Source organism: Rhodococcus sp. MEB041 (assembly GCF_030208955.1).
In the GTDB taxonomy this organism is placed as follows: Bacteria; Actinomycetota; Actinomycetes; order Mycobacteriales; family Mycobacteriaceae; genus Rhodococcoides.
In genome coordinates this window covers 196867-210908 of sequence record NZ_JARVSZ010000004.1, presented here as the reverse complement: position 1 = coordinate 210908, position 14042 = coordinate 196867, and the positions used below count along the sequence as shown (strand labels likewise).

Annotated in this window: 13 protein-coding genes and 1 pseudogene; 6 read left to right on the top strand and 8 right to left on the bottom strand. The window is 68.3% G+C overall.

Annotated features, from left to right (window positions below; genetic code table 11):
• Nucleotides 1–2: 2 nt before the first annotated feature.
• Nucleotides 3–491: a CarD family transcriptional regulator gene (locus tag QRN16_RS13005; protein ID WP_027506450.1), complete on the bottom strand. Its 489-nt coding sequence runs from the start codon at nt 489–491 to the stop codon at nt 3–5.
• 259 nt (nt 492–750) lie between these two features.
• On the opposite strand from QRN16_RS13005, the gene QRN16_RS13000 reads away from it, so the two are divergent.
• From QRN16_RS13000 to disA, 3 genes are all read left to right on the top strand, one after another.
• A complete protein-coding gene (locus QRN16_RS13000) occupies nt 751–1335 on the top strand; it encodes a copper chaperone PCu(A)C domain-containing protein (protein WP_027506451.1) in 585 nt (194 codons plus the stop codon).
• 53 nt (nt 1336–1388) lie between these two features.
• The gene (gene radA, locus QRN16_RS12995; protein ID WP_027506452.1) at nt 1389–2810 is read left to right on the top strand and encodes a DNA repair protein RadA; all 1422 of its coding nucleotides are present in this window, start codon (nt 1389–1391) and stop codon (nt 2808–2810) included.
• Nucleotides 2811–2931: 121 nt separating this feature from the next.
• The gene (disA, locus tag QRN16_RS12990) at nt 2932–4023 is read left to right on the top strand and encodes a DNA integrity scanning diadenylate cyclase DisA (RefSeq protein ID WP_027506453.1); all 1092 of its coding nucleotides are present in this window, start codon (nt 2932–2934) and stop codon (nt 4021–4023) included.
• Nucleotides 4024–4321: 298 nt separating this feature from the next.
• Here disA and QRN16_RS12985 read toward each other — a convergent pair whose 3' ends face one another.
• Together QRN16_RS12985 and QRN16_RS12980 are read right to left on the bottom strand one after the other, a co-directional pair.
• The gene (locus QRN16_RS12985; RefSeq protein WP_056443587.1) at nt 4322–5035 is read right to left on the bottom strand and encodes a hypothetical protein; all 714 of its coding nucleotides are present in this window, start codon (nt 5033–5035) and stop codon (nt 4322–4324) included.
• Nucleotides 5036–5077: 42 nt separating this feature from the next.
• Nucleotides 5078–5770 (bottom strand): carbonic anhydrase, encoded by a 693-nt coding sequence (locus tag QRN16_RS12980; RefSeq protein WP_051613514.1) that lies wholly within the window; start codon nt 5768–5770, stop codon nt 5078–5080.
• Between the two features lie 69 nt (nt 5771–5839).
• Between QRN16_RS12980 and QRN16_RS12975 the strand changes: the two genes are divergently transcribed.
• Nucleotides 5840–6712: an iron-sulfur binding domain-containing protein gene (locus QRN16_RS12975; RefSeq protein WP_037186305.1), complete on the top strand. Its 873-nt coding sequence runs from the start codon at nt 5840–5842 to the stop codon at nt 6710–6712.
• Here QRN16_RS12975 and QRN16_RS12970 read toward each other — a convergent pair.
• Nucleotides 6644–7432 (bottom strand): alpha/beta fold hydrolase, encoded by a 789-nt coding sequence (locus QRN16_RS12970; RefSeq protein ID WP_051613515.1) that lies wholly within the window; start codon nt 7430–7432, stop codon nt 6644–6646. The genes QRN16_RS12975 and QRN16_RS12970 overlap by 69 nt on opposite strands.
• Nucleotides 7433–7468: 36 nt before the next feature.
• Between QRN16_RS12970 and QRN16_RS12965 the strand changes: the two are divergent.
• Nucleotides 7469–7795 (top strand): annotated as a pseudogene (locus QRN16_RS12965) (antibiotic biosynthesis monooxygenase family protein).
• 83 nt (nt 7796–7878) lie between these two features.
• Nucleotides 7879–9294: a serine hydrolase gene (locus QRN16_RS12960; protein WP_285187307.1), complete on the top strand. Its 1416-nt coding sequence runs from the start codon at nt 7879–7881 to the stop codon at nt 9292–9294.
• Here QRN16_RS12960 and QRN16_RS12955 read toward each other — a convergent pair.
• The 4 genes from QRN16_RS12955 to QRN16_RS12940 form a co-directional block, all read right to left on the bottom strand.
• Nucleotides 9291–9728 (bottom strand): OsmC family protein, encoded by a 438-nt coding sequence (locus QRN16_RS12955; protein ID WP_027506457.1) that lies wholly within the window; start codon nt 9726–9728, stop codon nt 9291–9293. The genes QRN16_RS12960 and QRN16_RS12955 overlap by 4 nt on opposite strands.
• Nucleotides 9729–9804: 76 nt before the next feature.
• Nucleotides 9805–10557 (bottom strand): VOC family protein, encoded by a 753-nt coding sequence (locus tag QRN16_RS12950; protein ID WP_222633171.1) that lies wholly within the window; start codon nt 10555–10557, stop codon nt 9805–9807.
• A 103-nt stretch (nt 10558–10660) separates the two neighbouring features.
• Nucleotides 10661–13195 (bottom strand): ATP-dependent Clp protease ATP-binding subunit, encoded by a 2535-nt coding sequence (locus QRN16_RS12945; RefSeq protein WP_027506459.1) that lies wholly within the window; start codon nt 13193–13195, stop codon nt 10661–10663.
• A gap of 388 nt (nt 13196–13583) precedes the next feature.
• The gene (locus QRN16_RS12940; RefSeq protein WP_285187306.1) at nt 13584–13937 is read right to left on the bottom strand and encodes a histone-like nucleoid-structuring protein Lsr2; all 354 of its coding nucleotides are present in this window, start codon (nt 13935–13937) and stop codon (nt 13584–13586) included.
• Between the last annotated feature and the right edge of the window lie 105 nt (nt 13938–14042).

Here is a 14042-nt window from a genome sequence, read left to right as displayed (position 1 = left end):
CGTCAGGACGCCGCGGCCAGAACCTCGTCCAGCATGGAGTCCGCCCTGACCTCGTCGGTTCCCTCGGCGAGTGCGAGCTCGCCGACCAGGATCTGACGTGCCTTCGCCAGCATGCGCTTCTCACCAGCGGACAGGCCGCGGTCCTGCTCACGACGCCACAGATCGCGCACGACCTCGGCCACCTTGTTCACGTCACCCGACGCGAGCTTCTCCAGGTTGGCCTTGTACCGGCGCGACCAGTTGGTGGGCTCCTCGGTGTGCGGCGCGCGGAGAACCTGGAACACCTTGTCCAGACCCTCCTGGCCGACGACGTCCCGGACACCCACGTACTCGGCGTTGTCGGCAGGAACTCGAACGGTGAGATCACCCTGGGCTACCTTGAGAACGAGATATTCCTTGGCCTCGCCCTTGATGGTGCGTGTCTCGATATTTTCGATCAGCGCCGCTCCGTGGTGCGGGTAAACGACGGTGTCTCCGACCTTGAAAATCATGTGTTCGGTGCCCCTTTCGATATGGCCAGTTTAACACGCCTCCGATCCGGGGTCGTTCCAACGGTGCAGGTCAGGGGCACAGGGCTGGTGGGGACGCTCTTGACAGGGGGCGGGATACATGTATCGAGCAGGCTGTTCGGCCCGCTCCGGCACCGACTGGCGTCACCCGATCCACACGTCCGGACGGCGAACTACTACGCTGCGTGGTGGTGGCCGCCCGTCGGCACAACTCTCGATGACGACCAGTGGAGGACGACCAGTGACCGCATCTACCGCCCGGATCCGGCCGGCCCGAGTCGCGACCGGCGTCGCGCTCGCTCTCGGCACGGTGATCAGCCTCTCCGCGTGCAGCGCCGGGCAGATCTCCCAGACGGCGACGCAGGTCGCCGCGGTCAACGGTAACGGCGCGGACCAGGGCACCGTCTCCCTGCGCAACGTGCACGTCGCCTACCCCTCCTCCGACGAGTTCGTGCTCGAGCCCGGTGGCCGCGCGGAGCTGATCTTCACGGCGATCAACACCAGCGAGACCACACCGGACCGCATCACCGGCATCGAGACCGAGGGTGCAGCCGAGGTCGTCGTCACCGGTGCCACCGGTGGCACCTCCATCGAGATCCCGGCGCAGGCGTCCGTCGCGTCCGGAGTGCCCGCGGACCAGGACCCCACCGCCCCCGAGGGGTCGCAGTCCATCACCGCCGTGATGGAGGACCTCTCCGAGAACGTGCGCCCCGGACTCACCGTCCCGGTCACCTTCACGTTCCAGCAGGCCGGCGACGTCACCGTCAGCGTGCCCGTCGATCCGGGCCCCGTCACCCCGCGCCTCGACGACGAGGCCAACGGCTGACGGTCCCCCGTCGGCCGAGCATTCCTGTCGGTAGACACCTCTAGTCTTCGCGAGTGGCCAAGACTCGTACCAGTTATCGCTGTTCGGCCTGTCAGCACACCGTGGCCAAGTGGGTCGGCCGCTGCCCCGAGTGCGAGACGTGGGGCTCGATGGACGAGGTCACCCTCCTCGCCTCCGTGTCGTCCCGCCCGGGTGCGAGCGCCGTTCGGGCGGGCGGCGCGTCGATGATCCCGACGTCGCCGGCACTTCCGCTCACACAGGTCTCCAGCACGTCCTCCATCGCCCGTCCCACCGGGGTCGACGAGCTCGACCGCGTGCTCGGCGGCGGCATCGTGCCCGGCTCGGTGGTGCTGCTCGCGGGTGAACCGGGCGTCGGCAAGTCCACCCTCCTGCTCGAGGTGGTCAAGCAGTGGGCCGAGCGCAGCCCGCAGGACATCGCGCTCTACGTCACGGGTGAGGAGTCGGCGGGGCAGGTGCGTCTGCGCGCCGACCGGACAGGCGCCGTGCACGAGCGCGTGTTCCTCGCCGCAGAGAACGACCTGGCCACCATCTTCGGCCACGTCGACCAGGTCGCGCCCACTCTCGTCGTCGTCGACTCCGTGCAGACCATGCAGGCGTCCGACGTGGACGGCGTCATCGGCGGCGTCACCCAGGTCCGTGCCATCACCTCGGCGCTGACGTCCCTCGCCAAGGGCAGCGGCACGGCCGTCATCCTCGTCGGCCACGTCACGAAGGACGGCGCGGTCGCCGGGCCGCGCTCGCTCGAGCACCTCGTCGACGTCGTCCTGCACTTCGAGGGCGACAAGCACTCCACCCTGCGCATGGTCCGCGGCGTCAAGAACCGCTTCGGCGCCGCCGACGAGGTGGGCTGCTTCGAACTCCGCGAGGGCGGCATCCACGGCGTCAGCGATCCGTCCGGCCTGTTCCTGCACCACCGCGCCGACTCGGTCCCCGGCACCGCCGTCACCGTCACGATGGACGGCAAGAGGGCCCTGCTCGCGGAGGTCCAGGCACTCGTCGCGCCGTCGCACATGCCCACGCCTCGCCGGGCCGTCAGCGGTCTCGACGCCTCCCGGGTGTCGATGATCCTCGCGGTCCTCGAACGTCGCTGCGGCGTGCAGCTCAGCAGCCGGGAGGTCTACGCCGCCACCATCGGCGGTATGCGGACCACCGAGCCCGTCGTCGATCTCGCGTTGGCACTCGCGGTCGCCTCCGCGGCCCGTGACACCGCCCTGCCCCCGGGAATGGTGGTACTCGGCGAGGTGGGGCTGGCCGGAGAGGTCCGGCGCGTGGTCGGCGTCGACCGGCGCCTCGCCGAGGCCGCGCGGCTGGGGTTCACCTCCGCGATCGTCCCGTCCGACCAGCGCCGCGGCGTGAAGGACGACACGGCCGGAGATCCACCGGGCATGCGGGTCGTCCGGGTCACCGACGTCGCCGGCGCGATGCAGGGAGCCTTCGAGCGACGACGGAAGTAGACCACTCGACCCGCGGACGGAACGCCGGTGCGGTGAGTACCGGTACCCTGACTCTGCACCACCGGCAACCGGGAACGACGTGGGAGGGGGACCAGTGACCGACACCGTGACGACTCCGGACATCTCCCTCGGCTTCCCGGTACCCCACTCGTCCCTGCGTGACGCCATCGCCGACCTCGCCCCGGGCACCACATTGCGCGACGGTCTCGAGCGCATCCTGCGTGGCCGCACCGGCGGACTGATCGTCCTCGGGTACGACGAACAGGTCGAGAGCATCTGCGACGGCGGCTTCGACCTCGATGTCGAGTTCGCCCCCACCCGGCTCCGCGAACTGTCCAAGATGGACGGCGCCGTCGTGTTGTCCACCGACGGTTCGCGCATCGTCCGCGCCAACGTGCAGCTCGTCCCCGACCACACCATCCCCACGGTCGAGTCCGGTACCCGCCACCGCGCCGCCGAGCGCACCGCGATCCACACCGGCTACCCCGTGGTGTCCGTCAGCCAGTCGATGAGCATCCTCAGCGTCTACGTCGGCGGAACCCGGCACGTCATCGAGGGTTCCGCGACCATCCTGTCCCGCGCCAACCAGGCCGTGGCCACCCTCGAGCGGTACAAGGCGCGCCTCGACGAGGTCAGCCGCCAACTGTCCGTCACGGAGATCGAGGACTCGGTGACGTTGCGCGACGCGCTCACCGTCGCGCAGCGCCTCGAGATGGTCCGGCGCGTGTCCGTCGAGATCGAACAGAACGTTCTCGAGCTCGGTATCGACGGGCGCCAGCTCGCCCTGCAGCTCGAAGAACTGGTGGGCGACAACGACTCCGCGCGCCAACTCGTCGTCCGCGACTACCTCGCCGGCACCGACACACCCACCACCGCGGCCGTCGAACGCTCCCTCGCGGCACTCGACCGGCTCACCGACGTCGACCTGCTCGACCTCACGGTCATCGCTCGTGCCTTCGGCTACCCCGGCACCATCGAGGCGCTCGACGCACCGATGAGTCCCCGCGGGTACCGGTTGCTCACCCGCGTTCCGCGGCTGCAGTTCACGCAGATCCACCGACTGGTCGGGCACTTCGGCACCCTGCAGACACTGCTGGCCGCCACCGCAGCCGACCTGCAGTCCGTCGAGGGCATCGGTGGGCTGTGGGCCCGGCACATCAGAGAAGGCCTGTCCCGCATGGCCGAGGCCAGCATCTCGGGGCCCTTCGATTGATCGGCCGGCCTCCGGCCTTCCCGTTCGATTGATCGGCCGGCCTCCGGCCTTCCCGTTCGATTAGTCGGCCGGCCTCCGGCCTTCCCGTTCGACTGATCGGCCGGCTCCCGGCCTTCCCGTTCGATTAGTCGGCCGGCCTCCGGCCTTCCCGTTCGACTAATCGGCCGGCTCCCGGCCTTCCCGTTCGATTAGTCGGCCGGCTCCCGTATGGTTTTCGTGTTCGCGCTGCGACTGCAGCACCTGCCGGAACGCGGAACTGCCGCGGGAACCGACCTCGCTGAGGCGGAACGGACGTGCGCTACGTGATGTTGAACGTCTCCGGCGCGCTGCGCAGCTGGCCGAGCTGGCCGACCACGCTGTATCCACCGGGGCCCACCGGGTTCCGCGGCGCCGCGCACCCGGGCTCGGAGGTGGTCGCGGACCACTTCACGGCGAACGGCGCCTGCTCACCGGGCTGCAGCGTGCGGATGTCGGGAGTCGTGGTGGGGAAGCAGTCGACGTTCGACCAGAGTCGCTGCCCCTCCAGCGTATAGACCAGCACCTGCTGCAGACCCGAACCCAGATCGCGCTCGCATGCCGAGGTTCCGATGTTGGTGACGACGACGGTGAACGCCGGCTCCTGCCCCGCGGGGTAGGACGGCTGATCGGGCGAGGCCTTCACGGCGAGAGACTGATCCGCGCACTGACCGGGAGCGACGGGCGCAGAGGACGTCGTGGCGGACGTGGACGTCGCCGACGACGAGGACGCGGCGTCTCCGCCTCCGCCGCCACCACCGGAACCTCCTGCCGGAGCGGAGCCTCCGGTCGCGGACGCGTCGGGGCGGTACGTCGTGGCAGCGGACGGTGCGAGCGAGGCGGACGCCGCGGTGGACTCGGAATCCTGCGACCCGCCACCGGCGAGCGACACCACCAGCCACACCACGAGTCCGATGACCACCACTGCGCCACCGATCGCGAGCGCGCGGCGTCGCCAGTAGATCTCGGGAGGCAAGGGTCCGTTCGGCTCGAGCACAGGTCAACCGTATGTGCCGACGCGGTGACCGAGCGGCACCTACTACGGCGTGTCGCTCGCCGTCGCCGACGAGGTGAGCAGATCACTCGCATCGGTGCGGTCGGTCGACCCCATCTCGACGTGTCCGATGTCGCCCAGCGCGCCCTGGAACTCCACCTTGCCCTCGGCCAGCTTGTACGTGAGGCCGACGATGGCGAGTTTTCCCGCGGCGACGCGCTTCTCGAGGATCGACGACCGATCGATCAGCAACTTTCCGGTCTCGAGGACGTGGCGCGCCTCGACGTCGTCGGCGCGCGTGTACCCCAGTCGGTGGGCGTTGAGGACGGACGGCGTGACCCGCTCGACGATGTCGCGGATGAAGCCACCGGGGACGGTGCCCTCGTCCAGCGCGTTGATGGTCGCCTTGACGGCACCACAGCTGTCGTGGCCGAGAATGACGATCAGCGGCGCTTCGAGGACCTCGGCGCCGAACTCCAGGGAACCCAGAACAGCCGAGTCGACGACCTGGCCGGCCGTGCGGACGACGAACATGTCGCCGAGGCCCTGGTCGAAGATGATCTCGGCTGCCACCCGGGAATCGGAGCACCCGAAGACGATCGCGGTGGGGTGTTGACCGTCGACGAGCGACGCGCGGTGATCCACCCCCTGGCTGGGATGCTCCGGGCGGCCGTCGACGAAACGGCGATTACCCTCGACGAGTGCGTTCCATGCTGAGCGGGGACTCGAATTAGGCATGGACTCATTGTTACCGAAACATGAGTCACCCGCCGGTGGCGGCCCCGACTTCCGGGAAGGATCACAGACATGGACAGCGAGGTTCTGGTCTCGTGGTACCGACGCGAGGCCAGGGATCTGCCGTGGCGCCGTAGCGGTGTCAGCGGGTGGCAGATCCTGATGAGCGAGGTGATGCTGCAGCAGACTCCGGTGGCGCGGGTCGCTCCGATCTGGGTCGAGTGGGTACAGCGATGGCCGGTGCCGTCCGCCATGGCCGCGTCGTCGCGGGCCGACGTCCTGCGGGCCTGGGGCAAGCTCGGCTATCCCCGTCGCGCCGCACGCCTGCACGACTGCGCCGCCGTCCTCGCCGAGCACCACGGCGACGAGACGCCGTCGGATGTCGAGACGCTGCTGACCCTGCCGGGTGTCGGGGCGTACACCGCGCGCGCCGTCGCCTGCTTCGCCTACGGGCAGCGGGTCCCCGTCGTCGACACCAACGTGCGGCGCGTCGTCGCCCGTGCGGTCCACGGCCGCGCCGAGCCCGGAAACCCCAGCACCACACGAGATCTCGCAGACACCGAGGCCTTGCTACCCGAGGACGTCGCCACCGCGGCCACTCTGTCGGCGGCACTGATGGAGCTCGGCGCCGTCATCTGCACCGCACGCAATCCCGCCTGCGCGGACTGCCCGCTCCCGTCGTGCGCGTGGGTCGAGGCCGGTCGGCCGGCGCACGACGGACCGCCGAGGAAGGTGCAGAAGTTCGCCGGAACCGATCGGCAGGTGCGCGGAAAACTGATGGACGTACTGCGCTCCACGATGGGTCCGGTGGAGAAGTCCGAGCTCGATCTGGTGTGGACGACCGATCCCGGCCAACGTGACCGTGCCCTGAACTCGCTACTGGTCGACGGGCTCGTCGAGCAGACGTCCGCCGGCGCCTTCGCGCTCGCCGGGGAGGGCTCGTAGGAACGACTCGACAGCGCGCCGGTACTCCCCCGGCCGATCGTCGTGCACCAGATGCCCGGCGCCGGCGACCACCTCGTACGTCGAGTCGTGATGCAGTGCAGCCATTCTCGCCATCTGACCCGCTGGAGTGACCGTGTGCTCCGCCTCGAGCAGCAGCGCGGGAGCACGCACTGCTCGCCACTCGTCCCAGAAGTCGCGTCGTCCCCATTCGTCCGAGATCGCCGCGAACGTGTCCACGTCTCCGTGCAGGTGCAGCCCGTCCGGCGTCCGCTCGAAGGAGTCGAGGAAGTACTGCCCCGCGACGTCACCGAAGTACGCCAGAACCGCGGCCTCGTCGGGGAACGGCTGGGGCCACGCACGGATGACGGCGGCCCACCCGTCGGAGGTGCGACCGCGGAAGTCGGGAGCCATGTCCTCGACGACGATCCCGCGCACCCGATCCGGTTCGCGCGCCGCGAGGCACCACGCGTGGAGCGCGCCCATGGAGTGACCGATCAGGATCACGGACTCGAACGGCGCCAGCGCCTCGCGCAGCTCGTCGACGAACGCCTCCGTGGTGAGGGTCGCCGGAGCAGCACGCCCGTGTCCCGCCGCCCGGGCGGCGAGGACGTGGCCGTGCTCCCGCAACCAGGGCACCTGCCGCCGCCACGTGTCCGGGCCGCCCATCAGGCCGTGCAGCAACACGAGGGGCACTCCGGAGCCGCCGTGGTCGTCCAGCATCGCTCGACCGTAACCGTCGCAGGTAGCCTCGGGTCCATGCCAGTGGTCAAGATCAACGCCATCGAGGTGCCCGAGGGCGCCGGCCCCGAACTCGAGAAGCGCTTCGCCGCCCGCGCCGGATCGGTCGACGGCTCACCCGGTTTCCTCGGTTTCTAGCTGCTCCGCCCGGTCAAGGGCGAGAGCCGCTACTTCGTCGTCACGCAGTGGGAGGACGAGGAGTCGTTCCAGGCCTGGTCGGGTGGACCGGCTCGCGAGGCCCATTCCGGTGAGCGGGCGAAGCCGGTCGCCTCGGGTGCCTCGTTGCTGGAGTTCGACGTCGTCCTGGACGTTCCGGCCCGTCGAGACGGACCGGCCGACCAGTAAACCCGGACATGACTGTAGGTAAGGTCGGTTCTTCACGGCAGTTCGAGCCACAGCAGTTCGAGCGGGAACGAGGTCGGCGACACATGCCCACGTCACGCAGGTACGCCATTCTGGCCGCTGCCGTCACCGCGACTCTCACGCTCGCCGGATGCTCCGCAGGCGTCGATCCGCTGCTCGAGTCGGGAGCCGCGCGCGGCGACGGATCCACGACGGAACCCGCCGACACGACCGCTGCCCCGGCCGCCGGCGCGCCGATCACGGCGGTCACCGACACCGTCCTCGGTTGGATCACGACGCCGGACCCCACCACGCTCGACCCGGCCGCGATCGACTCCTTCGCGGCGCCCGAGCTGGCGCAGGCACTGGCTCAGGTCGGCGGGCTGCTCGGTCCCGTCGCGCAGATCCTGGCGAGTGGCCCCCTCACCGTGGGCGAACGGACCGAGGACGGCCTCGAGTCCACCGTGCAACTGAGCACCGGCCGGAACGCGCCCGTGACGCTACGACTGCGCGCCACCGAGGACGGCCTGCTGTCCGGGATCCAGGCTCTGCCCGACACCGAGGGCGTCGACTCCTTCGCCTCGTCGGACGCCGCGCTCACCGCTCTCGGTGCCCGCACGTCCTACGTCGCCTCCCGCGTCACCGACGGCACCTGTACTCCCGTTCACAGCCTGAACGCGGACGACTCCCTGCCGCTCGCCTCCGTCGCGAAGCTGTACGTGCTCGGCGCGGTCGCGCGGGCCGTCGACAACGGGACGCTGTCGTGGGACGAGCAGTTGACCGTGACCGACGCACGCAAGTCGGCCCCGTCGGGACAGTTGCAGTTCGCTCCCGAGGGAACACCGGTGACGGTGCGCGAGGCGACCGACGCGATGATCGCGATCAGCGACAACACGGCCACCGATCTGCTGATGGATCGCATCGGACGGGACGCGGTCGAGTCCGAGGTCACCATCATGGGCGCCGCGAATCCTGCGGCGCTGACGCCCTTTCCGACGACACGCGAGTTCTTCGTGCTCGGGTGGGGACGGCCGGACCTGCGGGCGCAGTGGCGCGACGCCGACACGCAGACCCGCCGCGACATCCTGGCCGGTATCGAGAATCGCACCATCGACAGCGAACCCGTCGATCCGGTGACCGCCGACCTCGACTACCAGGGCATCGCGACGAGGCCCGGTACGCCGGACGGAGTCGAGTGGTTCGGCAGCGCGAACGACATCTGCCGCGCGTACGCGGCGTTGATCACGGGTCCGCAGAGCGACGTCGTGCGCCAGGTCCTCGCGCTGAACCCCGGCGCCGAGGTCGATCCCGGCCGCTGGCCGTACGTGGGCTACAAGAACGGCAACGCCGCGGGCGACGTGGCGGGGTCCTGGCTCTTGACCGACGCTCGGGGACAGAACTGGGTGGTGGCCACCCAACTGCAGTCCGACGAGGCGATCGGCCCCCTGGACAACGCCTACGCGTTCGCCGTCGTCCAGGGGACGTTCGAGCTGTTGCGTTAGCTCTCGAGAGCGGCGTCGAGCGTGATCTCGACGCCCGTCAGGGCCTTGCTCACCGGGCAGGTCTCCTTGGCGTTCTGCGCTGCCTTCGCGAAGCCGTCGGCGTCCAGACCGTCGACCTCACCGCGCACCGTGATCGTGATGCCGGTCAGCTTGAAGCCGACCTCGTCCGGTCCGAGCGACACCTCGGCGGTGACGTCGAGGCTCTGCGGAGTGCCACCGGCCTCGGCGATGACGGCCGAGAGCTGCATGGCGTAGCAGGACGAGTGCGCTGCGGCGATGAGCTCCTCGGGGCTGGTGGTGCCGCCCGCGTCGTCCGCCGCACGCTTGGGGAACGACACGTCGTACGTGCCGACCTTCGAGCTGGAGAGCTCGACCTGTCCCGAGCCTTCCTCGAGTGAACCGTTCCATGCTGTCCGTGCTGTACGAGTAGGCATCAGCCATCCTTGTCGCTGGGGAACTCTTGACTCGTTCAGAGTATCCAGCGGCTGTCGACTTCGAACCGATGCCAGGTCAGACGCTCGGGTCGACGGCGATCACCGCAAGGACGTTGCCGGACGGGTCGGTGAACCACGCGATGTCCGGGCCGTTCCCCCGCATGACACCCTTGTCGTCCTGCGGTGCCCCGTCGTATCGGACGAACTCGACACCTCGCGCTGTGAGGTCGGCGACCGTGGCGTCGATGTCACGCGTCGGGATGTTCAGCACGGTGTGCGTGGCCGGTACGTGATCCGGCTTGGGGTAGGCGAGCATGCTGGTGCGTCGGTCGATGCGAATCCAGGAAGTACCCATCTCGGACGGCAGTACGCGCATGCCCAGGACATTGCGGTAGAAGCGCGTGGTGTCCTCCATGTCTCGGACCGCGATGCCGGAGAACGGCGTCGTCGGAGCGCCCATCTGCGCTTCCATCTCGTCCCGCAGACGGACCAGCTGGATCCAGTTGCCGTCGGGATCCTTCGCGGTGGCGAACAGGTCCCCGTCGCGGCTCTCGAGGGGACTCACCCACTCGCCGCCGAGCGCGTCGATTCGACCGGCGACCGCCTCCGGGTCGTCCGGTTCCACGTTCAGGACGACGCGCGCACCCTCTCGATTCGGGCCCGTCACGTCGTCACGCTTGTCGAACATGACGAAGAAGCCGTCGAGGTCGATCACGGTGTACGGGCCCATCGACATCGGCGGCGCCTCGAACACCTCCCCGTACCACCGGGCGAGCGCTTCGGGATCGGGGCTGGACAGGAGCATCGAGTTCACGGTTGCAGTAGCCATACCGGTACAGACCGGGCGGTGCGGCCGAACTCATCGCGAGAGACACCACGAGCGCAGAACGGGCGAGACCCGTGAGGGTCCCGCCCGTTGCCGTGCGTACGTACTACTCGGAGCTCTCGCCTGACTTCGCCAGGTCGACGGTCAACTCGTCGGGAAGGCTGATCGGCTTCTTCTCGCCGCGGAAGGTGAAGACTGCGTCTTCGCCCTGTCCTTCGCCGTCCCAGTTGTCGACGTCGACCAGCACGATCTGACCCGGCTCGATCTCGCCGAACAGGATCTTCTCGGACAGCTGGTCCTCGATCTCGCGCTGGATCGTGCGACGCAGCGGACGCGCACCCAACACCGGGTCGAATCCACGCTTGGCCAGGAGCGCCTTGCCCTTGTCCGTGACCTCGATGGCCATGTCCTTGTTCTTGAGCGCAACCTCCACCCGCGCCAGCATGAGATCGACCATCTGGATGATCTCGTCCTTGGTGAGCTGGTGGAAGACGACGATGTCGTCGATGCGGTTCAGGAACTCGGGGCGGAAGTGCTTCTTCAGCTCGTCGTGCACCTTGAGCTTCATGCGCTCGTAGTTGGAGCCACTGCCCTCACCCGAGGAGAAGCCCAGCCCGACGGCCTTGGAGATGTCCGACGTACCGAGGTTCGAGGTGAAGATCAGCACGGTGTTCTTGAAGTCGACCGTACGACCCTGACCGTCGGTGAGACGGCCGTCCTCGAGCACCTGCAGGAGCGTGTTGTAGATCTCCTGGTGAGCCTTCTCGATCTCGTCGAACAGCACCACGGAGAACGGCTTGCGGCGCACCTTCTCGGTGAGCTGGCCACCCTCTTCGTAGCCCACGTATCCGGGGGGCGCACCGAACAGACGCGATGCGGTGAACCGGTCGTGGAACTCGCCCATGTCGATCTGGATGAGCGCGTCGTCCTCGCCGAACAGGAAGTTCGCCAGAGCCTTCGACAGCTCCGTCTTACCCACACCGGACGGGCCGGCGAAGATGAACGAGCCGGACGGACGCTTCGGGTCCTTCAGTCCTGCGCGGGTACGGCGGATGGCCTTCGAGACCGCCTTGACCGCCTCGACCTGGCCGATGATGCGCTTGTGGAGTTCGTCCTCCATGCGCAGGAGACGCGTGGTCTCCTCCTCGGTCAGCTTGAACACGGGGATGCCGGTCCAGTTGCCCAGGACCTCGGCGATCTCGTTGTCGTCGACCTCGGCGATGACGTCGAGGTCTCCGCTACGCCACTGCTTCTCGCGCTCGGCGCGCTGCGCGACGAGCTGCTTCTCCTTGTCGCGCAGGTTGGCGGCCTTCTCGAAGTCCTGCGCGTCGATCGCGGACTCCTTCTCCCGACGAGCATCGGCGATCTTGTCGTCGAAGTCGCGCAGGTCTGGCGGCGCCGTCATCCGACGGATGCGCATGCGCGCGCCCGCCTCGTCGATGAGGTCGATCGCCTTGTCCGGCAGGAAGCGGTCGTTGATGTACCGGTCGGCCAGGGTCGCGGCCGCCACGAGCGCGCTGTCGGTGATCGAGACGCGGTGATGCGCCTCGTACCGGTCGCGCAGACCCTTGAGGATCTCGATCGTGTGATCGACCGACGGCTCGCCGACCTGCACCGGCTGGAAGCGACGCTCGAGGGCCGCGTCCTTCTCGATGTACTTGCGGTACTCGTCGAGCGTGGTGGCACCGATGGTCTGGAGCTCACCACGAGCGAGCTTCGGCTTCAGGATGGAGGCCGCGTCGATCGCGCCCTCGGCAGCACCCGCGCCGACGAGCGTGTGCAGCTCGTCGATGAACAGGATGATGTCGCCGCGGGTGTTGATCTCCTTGAGCACCTTCTTCAGGCGCTCCTCGAAGTCACCGCGGTACCGGCTGCCGGCGACGAGCGAGCCCAGGTCCAGCGTGTAGAGCTGCTTGTCCTTGAGCGTCTCGGGAACCTCGCCGTTGACGATCGCCTGCGCGAGGCCCTCGACGACGGCGGTCTTGCCGACGCCGGGCTCACCGATGAGTACCGGGTTGTTCTTGGTACGGCGGCTCAGCACCTGCATGACGCGCTCGATCTCCTTCGCGCGTCCGATCACCGGGTCGAGCTTGCCCTCGAGTGCGGCCTGCGTGAGGTTGCGGCCGAACTGGTCGAGCACCAGCGACGTGGACGGTGTGCCCGCCTCGCCGCGGCTGCTGCCGGACTCGCTGGGCTCCTTGCCCTGGTATCCGGACAGGAGCTGGATGACCTGCTGGCGCACGCGGTTGAGATCGGCGCCGAGCTTGACCAGCACCTGCGCAGCCACACCCTCGCCCTCACGGATGAGGCCGAGCAGGATGTGCTCCGTGCCGATGTAGTTGTGTCCGAGCTGCAGCGCCTCACGCAGGCTGAGCTCGAGGACCTTCTTGGCACGCGGAGTGAACGGGATGTGCCCGGACGGTGCCTGCTGGCCCTGGCCGATGATCTCCTCGACCTGGCTGCGTACACCTTCGAGGGAGATCCCGAGCGACTCCAGAGACTTCGCCGCCACGCCTTCACCCTCGTGGATGAGACCCAGCAGGATGTGCTCCGTGCCGATGTAGTTGTGGTTGAGCATCCGGGCCTCTTCTTGGGCCAGGACGACGACGCGCCGTGCGCGGTCGGTGAACCTCTCGAACATCGCTCTCCCTCACACTGATGACGGGGCAGGCGTCGGACCCTCTAGTCCGAACCTCGAGCCCGACTCTCACTCTAGTTGCCGTGACCTTCGAGTGCCGCTCCGCCGGGGAAGTTCATCCGACGGCGAACGGTGGCTCCCATGCCCTCGGCGCGTCCATCGGGACGACACCGGCACCCTTGTATGCAGTCACAACGCACTGCACCGGAGATTCGTTACCACGAGCGACAGCGGATTCACCGTTCCCGCCTTCGCCCGCAGCGAACGGCCTACTCCTGATCGGCACCCACGGCAATGGGTCGGCGTGATGAGACGTGACGGACATTCCGCCCATCCATTGGAGTCATTGTCATTCAATCGAATGACAATGACTCCGACAGACAGGACAGAATCACGAAGAAAGTTCCCAGGCCCGCACGATCTCGGACGATATGCGGCCCCGCGCGCTGATCTCGAAACCTTGCGTGCGCGCCCATTCCCGTATTGCAGCACTGCGCGCCCGATCGGCCGCTCCGCGTGTCCGCGTGCCCCCGGACGAGCTCGCGACCGGCCCTCCCCCGGTCGTCCGCGTCGACACCCGCCGTGCGTGCTGGATCCACTGATCCATGACTTTCCGCAGCTCATCGGCGTTCGAGTTGGACAGATCCAACTCGAACCACGTGCCGTCCAACCCGATCGACACCGTCTCGTCAGCCGGCACGTTGTCGACGTCGTCGACCAGCGTGACCGTCACCTTCTTGACCATTCGACGCATTCCCCCCTCCGAACACAGCGACACTTTTCGCTGAGCAGGATCGATAATAGCGCGCATTACCGAGGCCTTGCAGCGTACCGAGTGGAATGTTCCATT

Excerpts from the sequence above, each read along its gene's own strand:
- QRN16_RS13005 (WP_027506450.1), bottom strand. The coding sequence starts at position 491 with ATGATTTTCAAGGTCGGAGACACCGTCGTTTACCCGCACCACGGAGCG.
- QRN16_RS12980 (WP_051613514.1), bottom strand. The coding sequence starts at position 5,770 with ATGCCTAATTCGAGTCCCCGCTCAGCATGGAACGCACTCGTCGAGGGT.
- QRN16_RS12975 (WP_037186305.1), top strand. The coding sequence starts at position 5,840 with ATGGACAGCGAGGTTCTGGTCTCGTGGTACCGACGCGAGGCCAGGGAT.
- QRN16_RS12970 (WP_051613515.1), bottom strand. The coding sequence starts at position 7,432 with ATGCTGGACGACCACGGCGGCTCCGGAGTGCCCCTCGTGTTGCTGCAC.
- QRN16_RS12960 (WP_285187307.1), top strand. The coding sequence starts at position 7,879 with ATGCCCACGTCACGCAGGTACGCCATTCTGGCCGCTGCCGTCACCGCG.
- QRN16_RS12955 (WP_027506457.1), bottom strand. The coding sequence starts at position 9,728 with ATGCCTACTCGTACAGCACGGACAGCATGGAACGGTTCACTCGAGGAA.
- QRN16_RS12950 (WP_222633171.1), bottom strand. The coding sequence starts at position 10,557 with ATGGCTACTGCAACCGTGAACTCGATGCTCCTGTCCAGCCCCGATCCC.
- QRN16_RS12945 (WP_027506459.1), bottom strand. The coding sequence starts at position 13,195 with ATGTTCGAGAGGTTCACCGACCGCGCACGGCGCGTCGTCGTCCTGGCC.
- QRN16_RS12940 (WP_285187306.1), bottom strand. The coding sequence starts at position 13,937 with ATGGTCAAGAAGGTGACGGTCACGCTGGTCGACGACGTCGACAACGTG.